The 21,116-nt window shown below is 35.8% G+C and carries 18 protein-coding genes; 11 read left to right on the forward strand and 7 right to left on the reverse strand.

What is annotated here, in order from left to right:
• Positions 1 to 45: 45 nt before the first annotated feature.
• A complete protein-coding gene (locus tag ACN6MX_RS03425) occupies positions 46 to 531 on the forward strand; it encodes a C40 family peptidase (RefSeq protein WP_419961283.1) in 486 nt (161 codons plus the stop codon).
• Between the two features lie 81 nt (positions 532 to 612).
• Complete coding sequence (locus tag ACN6MX_RS03430; protein WP_419961284.1) at positions 613 to 1,737, forward strand: glycerate kinase; 1,125 nt, start codon at positions 613 to 615, stop codon at positions 1,735 to 1,737.
• Between the two features lie 68 nt (positions 1,738 to 1,805).
• Here the strand turns inward: ACN6MX_RS03430 and ACN6MX_RS03435 are convergent, their stop codons facing one another.
• Both ACN6MX_RS03435 and ACN6MX_RS03440 read right to left on the reverse strand, forming a co-directional pair.
• On the reverse strand, positions 1,806 to 4,061 hold the full coding sequence (locus tag ACN6MX_RS03435; RefSeq protein ID WP_419961285.1) for an S-layer homology domain-containing protein: 2,256 nt from the start codon (positions 4,059 to 4,061) through the stop codon (positions 1,806 to 1,808).
• Positions 4,062 to 4,078: 17 nt separating this feature from the next.
• Complete coding sequence (locus ACN6MX_RS03440; protein WP_419961286.1) at positions 4,079 to 5,281, reverse strand: S-layer homology domain-containing protein; 1,203 nt, start codon at positions 5,279 to 5,281, stop codon at positions 4,079 to 4,081.
• Positions 5,282 to 5,318: 37 nt separating this feature from the next.
• Between ACN6MX_RS03440 and ACN6MX_RS03445 the strand changes: the two genes are divergently transcribed.
• The gene (locus tag ACN6MX_RS03445) at positions 5,319 to 5,603 is read left to right on the forward strand and encodes a hypothetical protein (RefSeq protein ID WP_419961287.1); all 285 of its coding nucleotides are present in this window, start codon (positions 5,319 to 5,321) and stop codon (positions 5,601 to 5,603) included.
• Between the two features lie 728 nt (positions 5,604 to 6,331).
• Here the strand turns inward: ACN6MX_RS03445 and ACN6MX_RS03450 are convergent.
• The gene (locus tag ACN6MX_RS03450; RefSeq protein WP_419961288.1) at positions 6,332 to 7,969 is read right to left on the reverse strand and encodes a hypothetical protein; all 1,638 of its coding nucleotides are present in this window, start codon (positions 7,967 to 7,969) and stop codon (positions 6,332 to 6,334) included.
• Positions 7,970 to 8,203: 234 nt separating this feature from the next.
• Between ACN6MX_RS03450 and ACN6MX_RS03455 the strand changes: the two genes are divergently transcribed.
• Together ACN6MX_RS03455 and ACN6MX_RS03460 are read left to right on the forward strand one after the other, a co-directional pair.
• Complete coding sequence (locus ACN6MX_RS03455) at positions 8,204 to 9,280, forward strand: branched-chain amino acid aminotransferase (protein ID WP_419961289.1); 1,077 nt, start codon at positions 8,204 to 8,206, stop codon at positions 9,278 to 9,280.
• 66 nt (positions 9,281 to 9,346) lie between these two features.
• Positions 9,347 to 10,144, forward strand: coding sequence for a gamma-glutamyl-gamma-aminobutyrate hydrolase family protein (locus ACN6MX_RS03460; protein ID WP_419961290.1), 798 nt, complete (start codon positions 9,347 to 9,349; stop codon positions 10,142 to 10,144).
• Positions 10,145 to 10,166: 22 nt separating this feature from the next.
• On the opposite strand, the gene ACN6MX_RS03465 is transcribed toward ACN6MX_RS03460, so the two are convergent.
• Positions 10,167 to 10,766 (reverse strand): transposase, encoded by a 600-nt coding sequence (locus tag ACN6MX_RS03465; RefSeq protein WP_419961291.1) that lies wholly within the window; start codon positions 10,764 to 10,766, stop codon positions 10,167 to 10,169.
• Positions 10,767 to 11,043: 277 nt separating this feature from the next.
• Here ACN6MX_RS03465 and ACN6MX_RS03470 point away from each other — a divergent pair, with 277 nt between their 5' ends.
• From ACN6MX_RS03470 to ACN6MX_RS03480, 3 genes are read left to right on the forward strand one after another with little or no spacing between them, the layout of a single operon-like run.
• Entirely contained in the window at positions 11,044 to 11,751 is a 708-nt protein-coding gene (locus tag ACN6MX_RS03470) for a response regulator transcription factor (RefSeq protein ID WP_419961292.1), read from the forward strand.
• The gene (locus ACN6MX_RS03475) at positions 11,741 to 13,102 is read left to right on the forward strand and encodes a sensor histidine kinase (protein WP_419961293.1); all 1,362 of its coding nucleotides are present in this window, start codon (positions 11,741 to 11,743) and stop codon (positions 13,100 to 13,102) included. The genes ACN6MX_RS03470 and ACN6MX_RS03475 overlap by 11 nt, the downstream gene beginning before the upstream one ends.
• A gap of 39 nt (positions 13,103 to 13,141) precedes the next feature.
• A complete protein-coding gene (locus ACN6MX_RS03480; RefSeq protein WP_419961294.1) occupies positions 13,142 to 14,209 on the forward strand; it encodes a PepSY domain-containing protein in 1,068 nt (355 codons plus the stop codon).
• 1,030 nt (positions 14,210 to 15,239) lie between these two features.
• Here the strand turns inward: ACN6MX_RS03480 and ACN6MX_RS03485 are convergent.
• Entirely contained in the window at positions 15,240 to 16,217 is a 978-nt protein-coding gene (locus ACN6MX_RS03485) for a proline dehydrogenase family protein (RefSeq protein WP_419961295.1), read from the reverse strand.
• A 350-nt stretch (positions 16,218 to 16,567) separates the two neighbouring features.
• On the opposite strand from ACN6MX_RS03485, the gene ACN6MX_RS03490 reads away from it, so the two are divergent.
• Positions 16,568 to 17,371: a hypothetical protein gene (locus tag ACN6MX_RS03490; RefSeq protein ID WP_419961296.1), complete on the forward strand. Its 804-nt coding sequence runs from the start codon at positions 16,568 to 16,570 to the stop codon at positions 17,369 to 17,371.
• An 818-nt stretch (positions 17,372 to 18,189) separates the two neighbouring features.
• Here ACN6MX_RS03490 and menC read toward each other — a convergent pair.
• Positions 18,190 to 19,296 carry an o-succinylbenzoate synthase gene (menC, locus tag ACN6MX_RS03495; protein ID WP_419961297.1) on the reverse strand — a complete coding sequence of 369 codons (1,107 nt, stop codon included), beginning with the start codon at positions 19,294 to 19,296 and terminating at the stop codon, positions 18,190 to 18,192.
• Positions 19,297 to 19,385: 89 nt separating this feature from the next.
• Positions 19,386 to 19,547, reverse strand: a complete 162-nt coding sequence (locus ACN6MX_RS03500; RefSeq protein WP_419961298.1) for a hypothetical protein — start codon at positions 19,545 to 19,547, stop codon at positions 19,386 to 19,388.
• A gap of 204 nt (positions 19,548 to 19,751) precedes the next feature.
• On the opposite strand from ACN6MX_RS03500, the gene ACN6MX_RS03505 reads away from it, so the two are divergent.
• Positions 19,752 to 19,979: a hypothetical protein gene (locus ACN6MX_RS03505; RefSeq protein WP_419961299.1), complete on the forward strand. Its 228-nt coding sequence runs from the start codon at positions 19,752 to 19,754 to the stop codon at positions 19,977 to 19,979.
• Positions 19,980 to 20,066: 87 nt separating this feature from the next.
• On the forward strand, positions 20,067 to 21,050 hold the full coding sequence (gene guaC, locus ACN6MX_RS03510) for a GMP reductase (RefSeq protein WP_419962547.1): 984 nt from the start codon (positions 20,067 to 20,069) through the stop codon (positions 21,048 to 21,050).
• Positions 21,051 to 21,116 lie beyond the last annotated feature (66 nt).

Genomic DNA, 21,116 nt, shown 5'->3' on the forward strand with positions numbered 1-21,116 from the left:
TATTAAATCAAATTTTTCAATACACATCTTGGAGGAACATAAATTTTGACTTCATTGTTTAAGAAAATCATTGCAATCTTTAGTTTAACTGTAGTTTTAGCCGCGGGAACATTTGCAGGAAATACAGAAGCAGCAAGCACTGTAGCATCCAATGAAATAGTATCAAGTGCGAAAAGTTTAGTAGGAATTAAATATAGTTATGGTGGAACAACGAAGGCAGGTTTTGATTGTTCAGGTTATATCGGATACGTTTATAAAAGCAAAGGAATTTATTTAGCAAGAACTGCAGCAGGAATGTACAACTCTGGAAAAGCGGTAAATAAAGCAAACTTAGCAGTGGGAGACTTAGTTTTCTTCAATACAACTGGTAAAGGCGTATCCCATGTTGGTATGTACATAGGTAGCGGTAAATTCATCCATGCTTCGACATCTAAAGGCGTTCGCGTTGATAAATTAAATGACCCTTATTACTGGGGCAAAAAATACGTTGGCGCTAAAAGAGTAGCGACTGTAACAGTAGCAAAAAAATAATTTTAAATTCAAACGTTTCAGCTCATAGCTGAAACGTTTTTTCTTAAAGAATAATAAAAATAAAAGTGTGGTGGTGATTTTATGAAAATTGTTATTAGCCCTGATTCCTTCAAGGGTTCTTTATCTGCTTTAGAAGCAGCTCAGGAGATGGATAAAGCCATCAAGGAAATTAATCCGTCCATCGAAACTGTGTTACTGCCAGTTGCAGACGGTGGTGAAGGAACGCTAGATGCACTTATTGCGGCAACTCATGGAAGTATTACTCAAGTGGAGGTTCATGATCCTTTAGGTCGTCTAATACAAGTGGATTATGGAGTCCTTGGCGACGGAGAGACCTGTGTGATAGAAGTGGCGAGAGCATCAGGTATTACTCTTTTAGAGGAAAAGGAGAAAAATCCTTTAGTTGCATCCACGTTCGGAACTGGAGAGCTTATTCTTCATGCACTTAACTTGGGATATAAGAAGTTCATAATAGGGCTGGGCGGTAGTGCAACAAATGATGGAGGAACAGGGATGCTGCGTGCTTTAGGCATGAAATTCCTCAGTAAAAACGGAGAAGAACTTGCATCTGAACCCCGGTTTTTAAACGATTTATATGAGATTGATGATTCAGCTTTTGATACAAGGGTAAAAGAATGCCATTTTAACATTGCTTCTGATGTGGATAACCCCTTCGTAGGATTAAAAGGTGCAACTGTAATATTTGGTCCGCAAAAAGGAGCGACACCAAATATGTGTAAAGAGCTTGAAGAGAATTTAGTCCATTTAGCAAATAAAATAGAAGAAGTCACGAACATTTCACTACACAACTTATCAGGTGCGGGGGCAGCTGGTGGTCTAGGTGGAGCATTTCTAGCATTTTTTCCAGTCCATATGAAGCCAGGCATTGAAGTGGTGATGGAAGCAATAAATTTTCAAATGCAAATTGAAGGTGCAGATTTCATAATTACAGGTGAAGGTAAATCGGACCAACAAACACTTTATGGAAAAGCACCTATTGGCATAGCCAAAATTGCAAATAAACATGGCATCCCGGTTATCTTAATCTCTGGATTTATTGAGCCGGAAAGTATTCCGGACCTATCGACCTGTTTCACAAAACTTGTAAGTATAGTAAATACGTCAATTTCTGTTGAAGAATCTTTGAGAAGACCTTCTTATTATCTAAGAGAGAGATTAAAAGAAACAATGGAATCGATTGTATAAGATGATGCCAATATATATAGAACAAAAGCAAAAACCGATTCTCATTTTTACTAGAATCGGTTTTTGCTTTACTTAATTGTTACTGGTATTGTTCCAACACGATTTCCAGATGCATCATAGCCTATAAACATTCCTTCTGAGAAGAGGGAAAGATCTATAATTTCATCTAATTTTTTTTCAAGAGCAAAATAGTTTTGTCCTCGATAAATTAGTTCATAATCAATATCCCCCTCTAAAGAGGAGAACCGAACAATAACTCTCTCCACATCACCACAGCCCTTATCAATAAATGTATTCATATAAAAGTTTGATGGTGTGGACTTAATCGTCGGTGAGATAAATCCTTGGTTATAATTTGAGCACCCAGGTGGATGCGTTTCGCAAGTTACTTCGTCCAGAATAGATTGATAAGTAGAGGCAAGATCTACATTTTTTTCTACGTGATAATAACTTCCACCCGTACTATTTGCAATTTGCTCCAATAAAGGTTCATTTAATTGATTTGCGGAACCAAGTCCAATTGTGAATATCTTAATATTTTTATCTTTTGCTTTTTGAAGTGATGAAAGTATTTTACTAGTGCTAGATTTTCCGTCGGTTAATAAAATAGCAATTTTTGGAGTAGAATCATTTGAAAACTTGTTAATAGCTAAGTCTAATCCATCTGCAATATTAGTTCCACCAGATTGACCAACATTTACAAAGGTAGAACCAACATAACTAGCCGAACCTTGGGCTAAGAAGTGTCCTTTAGAATTAAAATGAGCACCGATGTTTGTAGGAGCATGAAGAGCAGAAATGAACTCTTGAGATTTAGACACTCTTAATCGTTCACGGTCACTTCTTTTCATACTACCTGACGAATCGATAATAAAACCAACTTCAAAATTTCTTGGGCAGCTATTGTCGGTCGTAAGAGGACGATCAATTGGAATCTGATGACTATGCGTCTTATTTACAATAGAAGATAATTCGCTTGAGTATCTTGGATCCTTCACAGAAATCCTTGCACTCAAGGAGGCATCACCCCAGTTGTAAGAACTAACACTAGTACGGGCAACACCATTGACAAAGCTTACTTCTTTATTTGCCAAAGAAAGATTGGATGAATTGAAGACTACTTTCCCTTTATAATCAGAAATTACTTGACCACCGGGTAGGACAATAGTAGCTTTTATGGAGACTAATCCATCTTTATTATTATTTTCAACTACATGCTCAAGACGTAATTCTGCTTGTGGTACATAGGTAATATTCACGTTTACTGGTGTTCTGTAGCAGGACATGTTTATATCATTGCTTCTGTTATCGCTAACTTTAAAGGAAATTGTATCAACTACAGTTTTAGTTGATTTTTTTGCTGTAATTTCTGCAGTTAAATCAGCTCCATCCGTGTACAGAAGAGGGGAACCAGAAACCTTTTCACTTTTTTCATTTGTAATAACTGCTCCAGACTTGGATGTAATTACAAATGGGATGGATTCATCGTAAGAAATATTATTTCCATAGCAGTCCTTTAATATTATCGTTACAAATGACGAGTCTACACCGTTTGCAATAAGTGTAGGGGATTCGATATCCAGACTTGCTATACGCACATCATGAGTGGAAGATGGCGTTTTTGCAGGCTCTTCAGAACTAGGTGTAGGAAAAACAATCGTTCCTCCATCTGGAAAATCAGTTGGTAATTCACTTGCTACATTGTCCTTACCAGTAGGAGCACTACGTAGACCTTTTATACTGAAGGTTCCTCGTTTTGCTATTCTATTTAGAAATACGGTTGCATCTGCACGAGCCAGTGTGCGCGATGGTTTAAAATCTTCATATGTTTTTTTACCATTCGTTCCTGTAGATAAATTTTGCGTGTACAAATATTGGACAGCATAGGTTTCTGTGAGGTCATAGCCGTCAATAGCAGCGATAATTCGTGCAAACTGACCTCTAGTTACCGCTTTTCCTCTTATTTGTGTATTAGTATACCCATTTACTGGCATATTTTTACTTTTGAAATATCGATAATATCCAGATGCGCTATCCTCATTTTTCTTAGCTACATAAGGAGAGATTGCCTTATAGGTAGTATCAAATTTGGATAATACGGAAACTAACTGAGATTCTGTGATTTCTTTCTGTGGACCAAAAGTTCCATCGGGATATCCTTGCATTATGCCAGCTTTAGTTGCCCATTCAATCGATGGATATGCCCAAAAATCATTTTTGATATCTTTGTATAGACTAGCAGCACTTGTACTTTCCTGTGTAAATGGTATTGCTAGAAACAAAACAATAAATAGAAGTAATGACCGTAAAGTAGTTTTTTTCATCTAATTATTCCTTTCTATCAGTCAAAGAAGAGCATGTCATCTCGATAGTTTTGTTTTAGATCGGACTCTAAGAAGGTTAAAAATCTAGAAATCATTGCGGAAGATTGCGCTCTTGTAAGAGATTGATTTGGATTGAAACGGTTCTTTTCATCTCCATTAATAAGTCCTAGCTCTGTTGCAACATACACACTATCTTTGGCATAGGCAGGTATAATCTTGTCATCAGCATAGTTAGTAGTGAATCCAGGACTTGGAGCACGTCCTTCCATTCCTAAAGCTCGTACAAGAATCGCCACCGCTTGAGCTCTTTTAATGGGTTGGTTTGGACCAAATGAATTTGGATTAACTCCATTAATGATTCCTTTTTCAACAGCACTTTCAATGTATGGATAATCGGGATGTTTAGGATCAAGATCAGCAAAAATAGCCTTTTTCGAAGCAGCTTTCTTTTGAGGTTCTTCAAAAACCCGTAAGTTAACAGCCTTTAACACACCTACTGTAAATTGGTATCTCACCATTGGAGTATTGGGAGAAAAAAATTGACTTGCTTCATCAAAAATACCTAATGAATATAACTTCTCTATATCACTCTTAGCCCAATGATTCGATAAGTCACGAAATTTCGGCACAATTAGACGATCGATTTTTGGAACATTAACTTGATTGAGATGAATAACACCCTTTGTAACTTTTGGATGGATAACACCCTTGGAATCTGTATAACTAGTAGCAAAGGGAATATCATAATTGTATTCAGAAATCATATTACTGGAGCTAATAACAGAATGTCCTCCAACAAAGCTTGAGAAGGAAGGAGTATTCGGCTCATATTGAAGTGTTCGTGATTTGCTATCAGAAACCTTACTTGTAATATAAGCAGTGCCTTTACTTGTATTTATCTCAAAATCTAGTAGCTGTGTCTCCGTAGCTCCCCAGAAGTTTTTATAGCCCACGTCTCTTCCATTTAGAAACACGGTAATGGTTTCTGTATTTTTAGCACCCTTTGCTTTTTTTAAATATATTTTTCTTCCGACTACATTCCCAGAATAGTAATCACTAGCTGGGCGATTATCAATTACAGATGCTTGAGAGAATTGATAATCATCTAATGTATAAGTATCCCCATCAATTGTTACTTTTTCTGAGTAGCTTTTTATAGCAGTATTGGAGGTTGTTTGTCCTTTATCAAGATGTGCTTCTAAAGTCGAAACGTATGACATGCTTCTAGTTAGTTTATCTCCATTGGGATTAGAAAGATTGAACTTGTATGTAGTTGTAACTTGGTTTTTACTTGCTTTCTCTGAAATGGTAGCTTTTCCACTAAATTTAATAGGAGCCCCTGATAAGAAGAAAACCTCTTCATACGTATACTCGTTCAGGACACCACCGTTAAAATCTGGTGCCTTTGCTTTTGTCTCTGTATTAAAGAGAATTAGTGATAAAAATATGGCTACTAAAGAGATAGATATCCGTTTAATGCTTGATTTCTTTTTAATTGTAAACCCTCATCTCATGTTAAAGTTGAATCGACATATAGTTTAGTAACTGTATGTCGATTATTTATGTTTTAGTAAATAATAAAATCTACGGCATGTGGATAACTTATACAAGTGATTATCCGTCAAGACTCCAGCGATTTTCGCTTTTGTTCAAAAAAGTATATAAAAAGCTGCATGAACACTGGTTTTATGGAACTTTTAAGAATGAATAATATTACTGATTTCCGTTACATGTGGACGCTTTCCGCGGGCGAGGCCGAGCCTCCTCAGTCAGGCGCTACGCTTCTTCCCTGTGGGTCTCGACTTTCTCGCTTATCCCGCTGGAGTCGCCACATTTCACTTCAATCAACATATAGTGTAGTTCTCCACTCTGAGATTTAGCAAAGCATATCGCTTAGATGACAATAGTAGTAAAAGTTTATAGAGGGATAAAACCGTCCATCCGGTTAGGAATACTACTTTATCATGAAAGAAGAAAGTGGATATTCTTTTAACTGAGTCCATCTCATCCTTACTTATTTGAAGATAAAACACGTATATTTAGGTGGTTTTATATCCAATTATTCGTTTATAAAAAGTGGAACTAGTTGATTGGAGCGCAGAGCGGCGACTCCAGTGGGAACAGCGCGAGCTGAAGACCCTGGACTGAGCGTAAGCGAGGGAAGCGGCTGAAGCCGTGCCCACGGAAAGCGTCCGCTCGTAGCGGAAACCAACGGCATATCTACGTATCAGTTCTTAAAGGACTGGGCGTCTCTTGCCTGGTTTTTCTTATTAATCTACAAAAATTAGTCGACCTTTAATAATCGATTCATGAATTATAAACAATCTATCATTTGGCTTTAAGTCATTAACAGAAATTACTTTTCCTTCTTTAATAATAGTTGCTTGTTCTATATTCATATTGTATATTTTTCCTGCTTCTTTCCATATACCACTTTGCCACTGACTAACGTTTTGGACACGAATAGTTGTCCCACCTATTGTGCTTTCTAAACGACCGACAGACACTAAATTGGAAATAGGTGATGAGCTTCCTACGATATGACTAGCAACAATTTGATTGTTCTTTACGTAAAAGTATCCATACTTCCCAATTCTCTCATCCATTTCATTCCTAGGAACTACTTTTAGTGTGGCACGTCTAAAGTCTTCCACCACATTAGTGTCGTCACTAAAGTTAAGTGTTATCGTATCGGCATTAGACCAATAATTATTTGATAATTTTTTTGCATTGTTTATGATTAAATTGTATGTTCCGGTAGAAACAATTTTTCCAAAGTAGACGGTGTGATCTGCAAGGTTTGGACTCATGAATCCATCATTGGTAATGTGAATAACATTTGCAAATTTGCTAGTGCTCGGGCCGTCAGTCACCACAAAAGCAGTTCCGCTTGATTGTAGACTATAAGAATCTACTAATCTTCCATTTCGGATAAGAATGGAACCGTCATGATAAGGTAATAATCCTACATTTCTTAATCCTATTTTTTTGATAGATGTGTTAATAGAAGTCATAGGTTCATAATATGTGCGTTCATTATCTCGCTTAATAACCATCTTTTGTATTACTTCTTTTCCAAATTGCTTTACAGTAACATAGTAAACATCATCGTATGTATAGTATCGTAATTGATCCTGTTTAATTTGCTTGTTTCCTACGTATATCGGAGTTTTATTAGTGAAAGTTTTAGCGGTATTATCTATGGAAATTTGTGATTGCCATTTCCAATCTCGAAAAATTTGTTCATCATTTACGATTAATTTGTTTTGGATAGGATCAATCTTCTGTATTTTACCTTTATACAGATTTTCTATAACCTCTCCTTGAGTATTTATATCTACAGAAGTAATAATTTTAGAGTCATACTCGTCTATTTTTAATTTTATTCGATCTCCTTCATACAAAACGCTAAGATCAGATATCTTTGTATCTTTATAAAACTCAGTATCGTTATTTATATAGTAAGTTTTAGAGATTCCGCTATCTAATCTAACCGAAAGAAAGGTTCCTTTTTTGTCGATTCTGTTTATTGTTCCTGAAAATGATTTGCCAATTGCATCCGTATTTTCTTGTGATACATATGATGTACCACGAAGTTCCACTACCTTGCCTAAGTTAACATCTGCTTCTAGTGCCATGCCTATTTTAAAAGCATCAATAGATGTTGGAAGAGAGTTTACTGAAAGTCTAGTATACTTATCGATTTTAAGAGTCAATTGTTTGTTTTTATTATTTTTAATGGTAATTGACTTGAGATGTTTTTGAGATGAGCCATCACTCTGCTTAACAGTCTCAAAAGTTACATTATCAAAGTTTCCTTTAATTAGTGTTGCTCCAAATGTTTCGGATGGTAAAAAAAGTAAAGTACACAGAAACAGAATTGGGATGAATAATAACTTCTTGAACAAATTTTCTCCTCCTCATAATTTATAAATAGTCCTAGACGTTATATCGACTAATAATCTAGGTTTGTTATAAGAATTGGAAATTTTATAGTATAAATCAAAATTGTATAAAATTTTTTGAAAATAATTTCAAAAAGCTATTTCTAATTTTCGTAAAAGTAGTATAATTGCATATAATATATTGCACATTTAAAATCGTTGCAATTTAATAATTTTACTTGATAGGGGAAACATATTATGAGTAATCTAAAAATTCAGTTTACTGAAAATGAAATGAAGAACGAGAAAACACCAGCAGACCAGCTAGTGTTTGGGACCAAATTTACAGATCATATGTTTATCGCCGATTATACTGAAGGAACAGGCTGGCATGATCATCGTATCGTCCCTTATCAGCCACTTACATTAGATCCATCTGCATCTATATTACATTATGGCCAAACGATTTTTGAGGGAATGAAAGCTTATTTATCGGAGGATGGAATCGTTCGCCTGTTCCGTCCAGAACAAAATATGAAACGTATGAATAATTCAGCTGATCGCCTAAGCATGCCACAAATAGAAGAAGAATTAGCAATTGAGGCTTTAAAACAATTAATTCAATTAGACAAAGAGTGGATTCCTACAGAGCCTGGAACATCTCTTTATATCAGACCTTTTATGATTGCAACGGAAGCACATCTTGGGGTATCAGCTTCTAAAACATATAGCTTCATCATTATCATGTCACCAGTTGGTTCTTATTATAAAGAAGGTATTCACCCAGTGAAAATATTAGTGGAAAGTGAATATGTTCGAGCAGTTGCTGGTGGTACTGGAACAGCTAAAACTGCAGGTAACTATGCCTCTAGCTTAAAAGCACAGGAAGTAGCGGATCGTGAAGGGTACGCACAGGTTTTATGGTTAGATGGACTTGAGAGAAAGTATATTGAAGAAGTAGGAAGTATGAATGTGTTTTTCAAAATTGATGGGGAAGTAGTTACTCCAGCTTTAAATGGTAGTATTTTAGATGGTATTACGAGAAAATCTATCATTGAATTATTAAAGTATTGGGGTGTTCCAATTACAGAACGTAAAGTTTCAATGGAAGAAATTCGTGAAGCTTACTTGAAAGGTAAACTGGACGAAGCTTTTGGAACTGGTACCGCTGCTGTTATTTCACCAATTGGAGAATTACGCTGGAAAGGTGAGTTATTCTACGTAAATAACGGAGAAACAGGAGAGCTTTCCCAAAAGTTATATGATACATTAACTGGAATTCAACGCGGCATTATCGAAGATCCTTTTGGCTGGGTTGTTGAGGTAGAAAAATAATGTTTTACTAGTCGCTTCTCTTCACCGAGAGGCGATCATTTTGTTTAGACAGAACGGAGAATAACGATGAAACCACTAATTGGTATATGCGCTAACTATTTATCTGACGACACAATTGGAATTGCAGCTGGTATCGGTGCGAAAGATCAGGAATGGCAGTTGCTAGCAGATGATTATATCGTAGCTATTGAAAGAGCTGGAGGGGTCCCGGTTATTTTGCCTATTACAAAAGATATAGAAACCTTGACTCCACTACTTCAAAAATTGGATGGGATATTATTTTCTGGCGGCTCTGATATAGATCCATATTTATACGAAGAATATCCGAAGTTTGGCTTAGGAGCTATTGAACCAAAGAGGGATGCTCATGAAGTTAAGCTAGCTCGAAAGGTTTTATCGGAAATGAACATTCCGGTACTTGGTATTTGTCGTGGAATGCAGTTGCTCACGGTGGCAACAGGCGGCAAACTTTTCCAGGATCTAGTATCTCAAAAACCAGAGGGGATTAACCACTCCGTACCAAAATCAATTAGACATCATGCATTCCATCCGGTTCGTATTGAAAATAGCTCTCTTTTATATGATATATTTCAAGAAGAAGAACTGAGAGTAAATAGTTTCCATCACCAAGCAGTAAAAGAACTAGGTAAAGGTTTTAAAGCGACGATGATTGCTCCTGATGGAATTATAGAAGGAATGGAATGGGAAGAGTCAAACCGATTTGTTGTAGCCGTTCAATGGCATCCTGAAATGATGGAACAACAAGTGGATACAGTGCGTCCGATTTTTAATGCTCTTGTAGAGGCAAGTAAAATGACTGCCCGTGCTATCGGGCTAGTCCCATCTGCAGAGACAATAGCGTAATGATGAAGTGAAGAAATCCTTCCTATGTCAAACTATATTGACGATGGAAGGATTTTTCAACTTCCATTTGAATGTTTTCGCAATACAAATTATAACTTTCCGTCTTTTGTTCAGGATATTTTTTGATCAAAGCAGGTAGTAAAGATGTATTTATATAAGAAGGTTTAAACTTTTTTTCATCCACATAAAATGGATAGGAGCTATACGGGTAATTCTCTAATTTCCCCATAATAGTTCTTTGTGTATAAAGATGATTTTGATGTATAGACTTACTCACTATTAATAACTCCTTTGGGTCCGAAATCATATTAGTGTAATATCTAGTTTCATATAATTGGTCATGGAATTTATATTTTCTCTTAAAGTAGTTGGAGTATTGTTGGTTGATAAAAATTAGCACTTCAGAAAGTGGTACTCGAGGAGAACGTATAAGTAAATGATAGTGGTCGTTCATAAGACTATAAGCAATGATCGTGAAGGAGTAAATTGTATTTGCCCGCCCAAGCGTATGAGTAAAGAACTTGAAATCTCCTTTATTCATAAAAATACGTTGTTTGTTATTTCCGCGCATTGTAATATGATAAAAGATTTCTGGTTGCCAAACCTTTCGGATATTTCCCATAGGAACTTCGCCTCCTCTATATTGACAACACCATATAATAAAATAGAATAAACAACAATTGTCACAATTCAATATTATAAACAACAATTTCATTCCCGATTCAAAAACGCTATTAAAATTTAGTTATTCCTCGATAATAGCCGTCAAAATAAAATTCTTTAGGATTACGTTTTTAATAAATTCTAGAGTTGGAAAAGTTTTCTCCTTTTTTAACTCTTATTTAGAAACTGCTCTCGCTTAATATTGTATGATAAACTAAGGAAAAAGGGGTGCATCTATGAAGGACAAGGTGTTAATTGTAGAAGATGAAAAAAATATTGCACGTGTTCTTCAGTTAGAGCTAGAGTTTGAGGGATACGCTGTAGATATTGCATATACTGGAATAGATGGTTTGATCAAATATAGGGAGCAAAAATGGGATTTAGTTTTACTTGATTTAATGCTTCCAGGTTTAAATGGGTTGGATGTATTAAGACGAATTCGTGCTACGGAAGATGAAACACCAGTAATTTTGTTAACTGCAAAAAATAATACAGAAGATAAAGTAACTGGATTGGATCTTGGTGCGAATGATTATGTGACTAAACCCTTTGAAATTGAAGAATTGCTAGCTCGTGTACGTTCGGCAATTCGTTTTGCTAAATCATCTACACCGGTACCTATTCTTGATGAAAATGTACATATATTTGAGTCGCTTTTATTGAACGAGCAAACACGTGAAATTACTAATTCTGGAATGTCTATCAATCTGACACCTAGAGAATATGATTTATTGTTATATATGATGAAGCACCCGAACCAAGTGTTGACACGAGAGCAGCTCTTGGATGCTGTGTGGGGGTTCGATTATTATGGAGATACGAATGTTGTAGATGTTTATATACGTTATGTTCGAAAAAAGTTAGAAGAAAACCAGCAATCTTCTCATATACAAACAGTACGCGGTGTCGGATATGTGTTGAAGGAGCAAAAGAATGAAGCTTAAAACGAAAATACATCTATTTTCTACCTTATTGACACTCATAATTATGGGGTTAATGAATATAGGTGTTTATTTTTTATTTGAAGATATGGCCTTTGATACGGAATACACTCAGCTTAACTCGGATGTAGATGAAATGATAGGTGCATTAAGTAAGTTACAAAAAGAAGATGATCCTGCCACAATCTTGCGCACATATATACAGCCTAGTGGTGGAGTTCGGGTCTTAGATAGTCAAGGAGAGTTACTATTAGTTGTTCAAACAATGGAAGAAATGTCTTCCTATCGACCTCATTTTGAAGTTGATGAACCATACTCTATAGGAACGCTTGCAGGTACACCTGTTTTAACGATAAGTAAACCAGTTATTTGGACAAACGGGGAAGTAGTAGAAGTACAGACGATGAAACAATTATTGGATGTAGGAAAAAATTTAGATTTCCTTCGTCTTATTTTAGTTGGCGTAACTGTAATCGGGATGTTATTGATGACTGCTTCAAGTATAACATTAGGGAAAATTATTACGAAGCCGATCAAAAAATTAATACATACTATGTCTCATAGTAGAATTTCTGGAAATTATGAAAAAATAGCAGTTCGACCAAATAGGAAAGACGAAATGGCTCAAATGGGTATAGCTTTCAATGAAATGATGGAGCAGCTGGAGCAAAATTATAAAAAGCAGGAGCAGTTCGTGTCTAATGCTTCGCACGAATTAAAAACACCATTAACCGTTATAGAAAGCTATGCAAAACTCCTGTCTCGACATGGCTTTAGTGATACTGAAATTGCGGAAGAGTCTGTCCATGCCATCATCAATGAAACGAGTAGAATGAAGGCAATGGTGTCTCAAATGTTAGTTTTAGCAAATAGTAATGGAAAACAAAAACATCGATATGAAATGATTGATGTGCGAATTTTAGTAGAAGAAACATTACGTTCAATGCGAACTGCTTATAATCGAAAGTTTTTATTGAAAGGTGAAGGTCCTTTTTATGTGAATACTGATACAGAACAATTGAGACAATTGCTTTTTATCATTTTGGATAACGCGCGGAAATATAGCGAAAAAGAAGTAAAGACAACTATATCGGAAAGTGAGAAAGGAACAACTATCTCAATCATGGATTATGGTGATGGTATCCCCAAAAAAGACTTGGATCGAATTTTTGATCGTTTTTACCGTGTGGACGAAGCAAGAAACCGCAAAACGGGTGGCACTGGACTTGGTATGGCTATTGCAAAAGATATTGCAGATCGACTTTCAGCAAAAATAACAATTGAGAGTACGGTAGGATTTGGTACAACCATCCATATTTTTCTTCCTTCTAATCAAATTCTCATCGATTTTTAATGTTCGTCACTTAAGATGAATTGGAGGGGGGATGCGAGAATGAGGTTTACAAAAAAGAAAAAAATTGTATTCGTCTGTCTTGCTACATTCGGCATAATGGTAATTGTATTTATAGCAAATACGATTGATGCTAATCGCATACCTATAACAGAAAACAACGTCCGCTCCCAACTTGAGCATATGTACGATGCAGAAGTAGCAGAAGTAAAGAAAAATGAAGATGTTTATGAGGCGATTATTGCAAAGAGTGGACAAGTGTATTTGGTCGAAATGAATGCAGCCACTGGTGATGTTAATTCGCTAGAACACACAGATGACTTTATCATCGAAGAAGTACCCTCTATACAAAAAGAAATAACTGATAAAGTAGTAGATGATAGCCCTGCAAAAACTCCGTCCACAGAAGACAAAGTTAAAAGTAAAAAAAAATCTTCTACTGGAACTTCTAAATTGGTTGTCTCAGAAAAACCAAAAGAATCTTCGGAGAAAGTAAAAGTTGTTGAAAAACCTAAAGACACAGAGAATAAATCAAAGAAAGGCACCTCTTCTAAAAAAGAAGAAAAAGTGGAAGAGAAACCTATTAAAAAAGTCATTAAAAATGCTATCAAAGACGTGTTAAATAAAGAAGAAAATAAAACAGAAACGGCTAGTAAAGAAAAGAAAAAAGTAGAAGTTAAAAAAGATGAAATAGCAAAAGCAGAAGTTTCCAAAGCAACTATTGAATCTGATTCGATTAAATTAGAGCCTGAGAAGATAGAGGCTTTAACGTCAGAACCAGCAAAAGTAGATGCTCCTAAAACAGAAACAGCAGATGTTCCTAAATCTGAAGAATCGATATCCTCCAAGGAGACTATTTCAATAAAAACGGAGGAAAAGAGTGAGGATGTAGAGAAAAATGCTACGGTTCTCATTACTCCAGAAGAGGCTACTAAGCTTGCTCTTGCTTCTCAAAAAGGAGTAATAGAAAGTAATACCTTTGTTCGAACAAATGAAGGGGGCTATTACTTAGTTGTTATGGCAATAGAATCATCCAAAGAGAAGAAATCAAAAGCAACTGTGCAAGTACATGCGATATCCGGAAAAGTACTTTCGATTACTTGGGAGTAAATGTTCTCATCAAATTCTAATTTAACTCTCCAGAAATTCTCATTTACTTTCTATATGATAGAAATAACAAATGAATATTGCAAAAAATAGTAAACAGGGGAAATATATTAGGGCAACCAACCTTAAATTGCGTAATAACTAAATAGATGCCTATAATGAATACACCTCATTCTAACCTTCCCCGTAGAATGAGGTGTTTATTATTTAGCCCTTAGCTATTAAAGATGAATATTTAACTTAAAAACCGCACTTTCCATTACTGGAGAGTGCTTTTATCTTAAAGTATAAGAAAGCTTATAAAAATGTCCCGTAAACACTGGGTTCTCGATACTTTAAGAGTGAATAATGCTGCTGATTTCCGTTTCAGGTGGACGCTTTTCGCGGGGGGGAGCGATAAGCCATCACCGTCGCTTGGGCGTCGATGTGATGTCTCATCTGTCTCCCTCATCCCGCCGAAGTCGCCACCTTGCACTACAATCAATTTAATGTTTAGTACTGGGTTATAAGATTTGGCAAAGCGTATCGCTTAGATTATAAAATTAGCCAAATTTTAATTTGGGATAAAGCCATTTGTAATAGCGGTTAAATCAGAAATGCTAATATTTCATGATGGATGAAGTCACAAGACTTTCTAACTAGTGGAAATAAAGAGAAATAGTATGTGTTTGCTCCATAAAGAAGCGAGGTAGCGAACGAAATTGCATCTTCAGGCCCGCACGATGCGGGTCAGGCAGTCGTTGCGACACGATGTTGCGTACTTAGACTGTCATCATCTCTGTTCTATCAATTAGAAAGAATCTTTTCTCTAGTTGTCCAAAAAGCACTAAACTGATTCTAAAGTTGTAGGAGGGTGACGGACAGACAAACGCTATAAGATTTACCGAGAAAAAAGAGGCTGGTCGTGACGTAGTCACGACCAGCCTCTTTAAAAAACAAACGGGAATAATATAAACGAAAAGGTCTGTCCAAAGCCTACTGAAAACGGTAGAAACAGTTTTTGAACTTAATCTTTTTTGCCCTGTTTTTCTTATTACTTACGTTTGTTTCGTTTTGTTAAACGACCAAGTGCAAATGCACCAGCAGCAAGACCAATCATTGTATTCGTATTTTTATTGAAAACTTGTTTTACAACTAGGTTCATATTGGCAGGACGCTCTGCTAGGCGACGCATGAAATAGCCATACCAGTCTTGACCAAATGGTACATATGTACAGAAATTATAGCCTTCTTTTGCAAGTTGAAGCTGCATTTCTGTGCGGAAACCGTATAACATTTGGAACTCAAATTTATCATAAGGAATATTATTGTCTTTGATAAACTGTTTAATATGGTTAATCACATTATGATCATGAGTAGCAATAGAAGTAAATTTACCATTCAATAAATGCCATTCTATCAATTCTACATAGTTTTTGTCAATTTCTTCCTTTGTTTGGTAAGCGTATTCAACAGGCTCCTTGTAAGCCCCTTTTACGATACGTAGACGGAAGTTTTTATACTTTTGAATATCTTCAACTGCACGATAGAAGTATGCTTGAATAACAGTTCCAACGTTATCATAGTCTTTTGAAAGCTCGTCCAAAATATCAAAAGAAGGTTGTAAATGTTTGTTGGATTCCATATCAATATTGATGAATGTACCATATTTATGTGCGATTTCTACAATTTCTTTTAAGTTATTAAAAGCGAACTCATAGTCAATATCTAAACCAAGCTGAGATGGTTTTAAAGAAATATGTGCATCTACTTGATGCTCTTCGATTGCTTCTATTACTGCAATTATTTGGTTTTTAGCAGCTATTGCTTCTTCTTTTTCGAAAACAAATTCTCCTAAATTATCTACTGTACAAGAGATACCCATTGCGTTGAGCTTTTTAATACTTTCAATTGTTTCTTCAATGTTTGTTCCAGCAACAACATGTTGTGCACCCATTTTTAAACCATATTTTTTTGCTGCCCCATTTAATACTTGATTTTCCGACAAAGCCATAAAAATATCTTTTAACATTGTAATGCTCCTATCTCTGTTTGGATGCCTAAATTATATCATAAATTTCTGCAAAGTATCTAACCCCATAACAGAAGCCTTCTTTTTTGTCATATTGTATCAAAAGAAAGATTTCAATTGTAACATTTTGTATTCTAATATGGTTGTAGAGCCCCTGATAATAACAATTTTAAAAATGGGATTATTACTGAGCTATTACCGTTTCTTTAATACCGTTTATTCAATTGAACAAAGGGTATTTGGTGGATAAGCACAGATTATTTCGTTATGTGTAGAAAAATAGGAAGATTCTTTGCAGATGAGGAACATGCTTACACTTCTATTTACTTACGAAAGAGGAGGAATTTTTTATGAAGAATAACGGACTAAAAGTTACTGCTGCAACAGTTTTACTATCGGCCGGTATTTTGGGAAGCTCCTTAATAGGAGATGCACATGGAAATGATCAAAGTAAAAATAGAGGGCAATCTCATCGAATGATGGATAAGAATCATCATAAGCAAGAAAAAAGTGATTATAACAACATAAAATGGGAGAAATCGAAGAAAAAAGATAATCGTGCAAATGGTAAATATGAGAATAGGTTTAATAAAGATAAAAAATCTGTGAATGTGCAAGATATAAATTATGTGGAAAAGCAGAACAGCCAAGTTAAACAACAGAAAAAAAGTGACAATAAACCGAAAGCTTCGACAGTAACTTATGCCGAGGCGGATGCTTATGGAAAAGATACTATATTGCCATTGATAGCAGGAATTGAAGCAGCTAAAGCTGATTTGGACTGGGATAACTTGTTAGCAAACTATTATTCTTTAAACAAAGCAATAAAAGGAACATCTATATTCAATAGAGTGGAAGGAGAAAACAATAAAGTAACATTAGCGGCAACATATAATGCCCCTGCAAAAGAGAAAATTGCAGAATTGCGATTACCTTTAACAATTTACGCAGGTATTAAACATGCAGAAGCTAAGCTTGATAATGGTGAAACCAATAGAGCAGTTGCAAAATTACACATGCTCAAAGAGTTAATGAATAAAATAGAAAATGTTGAAGGCAACGTCCTATTACAGGATTTGGAAGCAAAAATTAAAGCGCTAGAAACAAAAGTTAATAATGTACCAGTTCAAGATTTCGTAAAAGTACCAATTTAGTTTTTAAAAAAGGCTCGGACATAATAATGTCCGAGCTTTTTTAAAGAAAGTATATAAAAATATTCCGTGAACACTGGGTTTGTGGAACTTGAAAGAATGAATAATACTACTGATTTCCGTTTCAGGTGGGGGTACAAAGGCTAAGAGCGCCACCTCGTGTGGCAACGCCTTCGTGACCAACCTCCTGTTGGCCTCCGCGGGGGGCGCGATGAGCTATCACCGTCGCTAACGCGTCTATGTGATGGCTCATCTGTCTCACTCATCCCGCCAGAGTCGCCACCTTTCACTACAATCAATCAGTTTGTAGTACTCCACTAGAAAATTCAGCATAGCTTATCGCTTAGATGATAAGATTGGTCAAACTTAAGAGAGTGATCAATTATTTGTAATCGCTTTTGCATTAGAAATGCGATGATCCAATGATAGAGGAAGAAAGCAGATTTTCATTTATACTAGTGGAGGTATAGAGAAATAGTAAGTGTTTACCAAATAATGAAGCGAAATAGCGAACGAAATTGTATCTTCGTGAGCTTACTCTAGGAATAGTTAGTAGCTTTTCTCTAGTTAACCAAAAATGCATTAACCTGTTTATAAAAGTTGTAGAAGGGCGACGAACAGACAAACGCCCTAAGATTACCGAGAAAAGAGATGCTGGTCGTGACGTTAGTCACGACCAGCATCTCTAAAAAAACATTCGGTAATACTAAAGCAATAAGTCTGTCCAAAGCGCTTCGAAAACGATAAAAACAGGTTTTGACCTTAGAAGGTGCTCAAGTTTCTTTGGTATAAAATGACTACGAAATTAGATTAGCGCGAGTCTATTCAAAAACTAGCATGTCCAACATAAAACGCTCTATTACTTTCATGTTTGGCTCAAATCCGATTCCATTAGCCTTCGGTACATCTATAAAACCGTCCGTCACAATTATTTCCGGGGAAATGATATCCTCTTCCCAATAGTGAGAAGATCCTGCGGTATCTCCAGGAAGTATAAAATTTGGTAGGGAGGTTAAAGCGATATTATGTGCACGTCCGACACCTGCCTCTAACATTCCACCACACCAAACAGGAACGTCCTTTTCCATACAGTAATCATGAATTTTCTTTGCTTCTGTAAGACCCCCAACACGAGCAGTTTTAATATTAATCACTTTTGTACTACCAAGTTCGATCGCTTTTCTTGCATCTTCTACAGAAAGGATACTTTCATCCAAGCAAATAGGGGTATTCAACTGTTTTTGTAATGTAGCATGATCGACAATATCGTCACTCGCAAGAGGCTGTTCAATCATCATTAGATTATAATTATCGAGTTGTTTTAATAGCCCTATATCCTCTAAAGTATAGGAAGAATTCGCATCTGCCATGAATGGAACATTAGGAAATTCTTCTCTTAGCTTACGAATCACTTCTATATCATAACCAGGTTTAATTTTCACTTTAATACGTTTGTAGCCATCTGTAATATATTGCTGTACTACCTCTAGTAGCTTGTCCGTGCTTGATTGGATACCAATGCTAATACCAACTTCAATCTTTTCGACAATTCCACCAAGAGCTTTTGATAGTGACTGATTATTTCTTTTAGCGTATAAATCCCAAATAGCACCTTCAACCGAAGCCTTTGCCATATTGTTTTTTCGGATTGGAGCAAATATTTCACTAACATCATCAGGATGACTGATGTTTTTGTTCAAGAGTAGTGGTATTAAAAAGTCTCTAATCATATGTAAGGTAGTTTGAACCGTTTCTTCTGTATACCATGGAGCTTGGAAAGCGGCAGATTCTCCCCAACCACTATTCCCTTCTTCATCGAATACTTCTAGTAAGAAAAACTCCTTTTCCTGCATACTTCCGAAACTAGTGACGAATGGATTTTTCATCGTCATTTTCATATGGCGTATGATAATTTTTTTTATAATCATTTTTTTACTCCTTTAGTTAACGATATCATTCAACTTATCATGTCCCAAATCTTAAAACAAATAAAAAAACCCTACAATAGTAGGGGAAATTATTGTGGATCGAACTCCTCTTTCTCCAAATCTATTGGTGAAATAGGTGCTCCCTCCCAAATCATATGAAGTGAGGCTTGTATATCTGGGTCATTTCTATATGCCATTTCTTCTGGTTCAACTGGATTTGGATTTGGTTTAATAGAAAATTTCCTCCTCATACCTTTCTATTATTATATTATTCAAAAACAGAATATGACATGATACATTAAAAAAATATTTTGAATACCAAAATTGCAGCAAAAATGAATTTTTGTAGCGAAAAGGTAGTAGAAATGACATAGTCTCATTTAATGATGAATTCCGACAATTGAATTAACTTCATAAGTGGATACAATAAAAGAAATGAAAGGGGTAGATAAGCTATGACTGTTGAGTATCTAGTTCAAGTAATGAATCGGAGTATTCAAAAAGTAGAGGAAACGGTTGGCCAGGTAGAACGTCATACACATATGTCAAAGGCAGATCAGCATCAAATTATGCAAGCGGTTTTAGAACTAAGTGACCGGATAAAAATACTCGAAATGCAAGTAGATATAAACAAGCGGAAAAGAATCAATAAAATATTCGCACATGAACATCATAAGGATTGACATACTACTAAATATGAGGTAAATTACCAGATGGACGAACATTTCAGTTCATTTAATAATAAATATTCGTATTTGGGAGTGTAAATGATGGAAAACGTATTCGATTATGAAGATATTCAATTAATTCCGGCAAAATGTGTGGTTAATAGTAGATCGGAATGTGATACTACAGTCACACTTGGAGGCCATACATTTAAATTGCCAGTAGTACCTGCTAATATGCAGACAATTATAGATGAAAATATTGCGAATTATTTAGCTGAAAATGGTTATTTCTATATTATGCATCGTTTTGAACCACAAAAACGTATTGCCTTCATCAAAAGTATGCAGACACGTGGCTTAATTGCATCTATTAGCGTTGGTGTCAAAGAGGAAGAGTACACTTTTGTAGAGCAGTTGGCGGAAGAGAATCTTGTTCCTGAATTCATTACAATAGATATTGCACATGGTCATTCTAATGCAGTCATTAACATGATTAAACATCTTAAAAAACATTTACCAAAAAGCTTTGTCATCGCTGGTAATGTAGGTACTCCAGAAGCAGTAAGAGAGTTAGAAAATGCTGGAGCGGATGCAACAAAAGTTGGTATCGGACCAGGGAAAGTTTGTATCACGAAGATTAAAACTGGATTTGGAACTGGTGGCTGGCAGTTGGCGGCGTTACGTTGGTGTGCAAAAGCGGCTAGCAAGCCAATAATAGCAGACGGTGGAATCCGTACACATGGTGATATTGCGAAATCGGTTCGTTTCGGAGCTTCCATGGTTATGATTGGATCTCTATTTGCAGGACATGAGGAATCTCCTGGTGTTACAGTGGAGAAGGACGGTAAACAATACAAAGAATATTTCGGTTCAGCATCTGAATTCCAAAAAGGTGAAAAGAAAAACGTTGAAGGTAAAAAAATGTTTGTAGAATATAAAGGACCTTTAGAAGATACATTGAGAGAAATGGAACAAGATTTGCAATCCTCTATCTCTTATTCAGGCGGAAATAAATTAGAATCAATTCGTAATGTAGATTATGTAATTGTGAAAAACTCTATTTTCAATGGCGATAAAGTTTACTAAATATTTATCCCGGTTTAACTAACTATCAGCGGGGGATGAAGAAAACCCCAACTGCTAGAAGTTTCA

This window comes from Psychrobacillus sp. BM2, from assembly GCF_048572895.1.
Lineage (GTDB): Bacteria > Bacillota > Bacilli > Bacillales_A > Planococcaceae > Psychrobacillus.

Bases quoted from the DNA above. Each gene is read 5' to 3' on its own strand.
- ACN6MX_RS03430 (WP_419961284.1), top strand. From the start codon at position 613: ATGAAAATTGTTATTAGCCCTGATTCCTTCAAGGGTTCTTTATCTGCT.
- ACN6MX_RS03435 (WP_419961285.1), bottom strand. From the start codon at position 4,061: ATGAAAAAAACTACTTTACGGTCATTACTTCTATTTATTGTTTTGTTT.
- ACN6MX_RS03440 (WP_419961286.1), bottom strand. From the start codon at position 5,281: ATGTCATACGTTTCGACTTTAGAAGCACATCTTGATAAAGGACAAACA.
- ACN6MX_RS03455 (WP_419961289.1), top strand. From the start codon at position 8,204: ATGAGTAATCTAAAAATTCAGTTTACTGAAAATGAAATGAAGAACGAG.
- ACN6MX_RS03460 (WP_419961290.1), top strand. From the start codon at position 9,347: ATGAAACCACTAATTGGTATATGCGCTAACTATTTATCTGACGACACA.
- ACN6MX_RS03465 (WP_419961291.1), bottom strand. From the start codon at position 10,766: ATGGGAAATATCCGAAAGGTTTGGCAACCAGAAATCTTTTATCATATT.
- ACN6MX_RS03470 (WP_419961292.1), top strand. From the start codon at position 11,044: ATGAAGGACAAGGTGTTAATTGTAGAAGATGAAAAAAATATTGCACGT.
- ACN6MX_RS03475 (WP_419961293.1), top strand. From the start codon at position 11,741: ATGAAGCTTAAAACGAAAATACATCTATTTTCTACCTTATTGACACTC.
- ACN6MX_RS03480 (WP_419961294.1), top strand. From the start codon at position 13,142: ATGAGGTTTACAAAAAAGAAAAAAATTGTATTCGTCTGTCTTGCTACA.
- ACN6MX_RS03485 (WP_419961295.1), bottom strand. From the start codon at position 16,217: ATGTTAAAAGATATTTTTATGGCTTTGTCGGAAAATCAAGTATTAAAT.
- ACN6MX_RS03490 (WP_419961296.1), top strand. From the start codon at position 16,568: ATGAAGAATAACGGACTAAAAGTTACTGCTGCAACAGTTTTACTATCG.
- menC (WP_419961297.1), bottom strand. From the start codon at position 19,296: ATGATTATAAAAAAAATTATCATACGCCATATGAAAATGACGATGAAA.
- ACN6MX_RS03500 (WP_419961298.1), bottom strand. From the start codon at position 19,547: ATGAGGAGGAAATTTTCTATTAAACCAAATCCAAATCCAGTTGAACCA.
- ACN6MX_RS03505 (WP_419961299.1), top strand. From the start codon at position 19,752: ATGACTGTTGAGTATCTAGTTCAAGTAATGAATCGGAGTATTCAAAAA.
- guaC (WP_419962547.1), top strand. From the start codon at position 20,067: ATGGAAAACGTATTCGATTATGAAGATATTCAATTAATTCCGGCAAAA.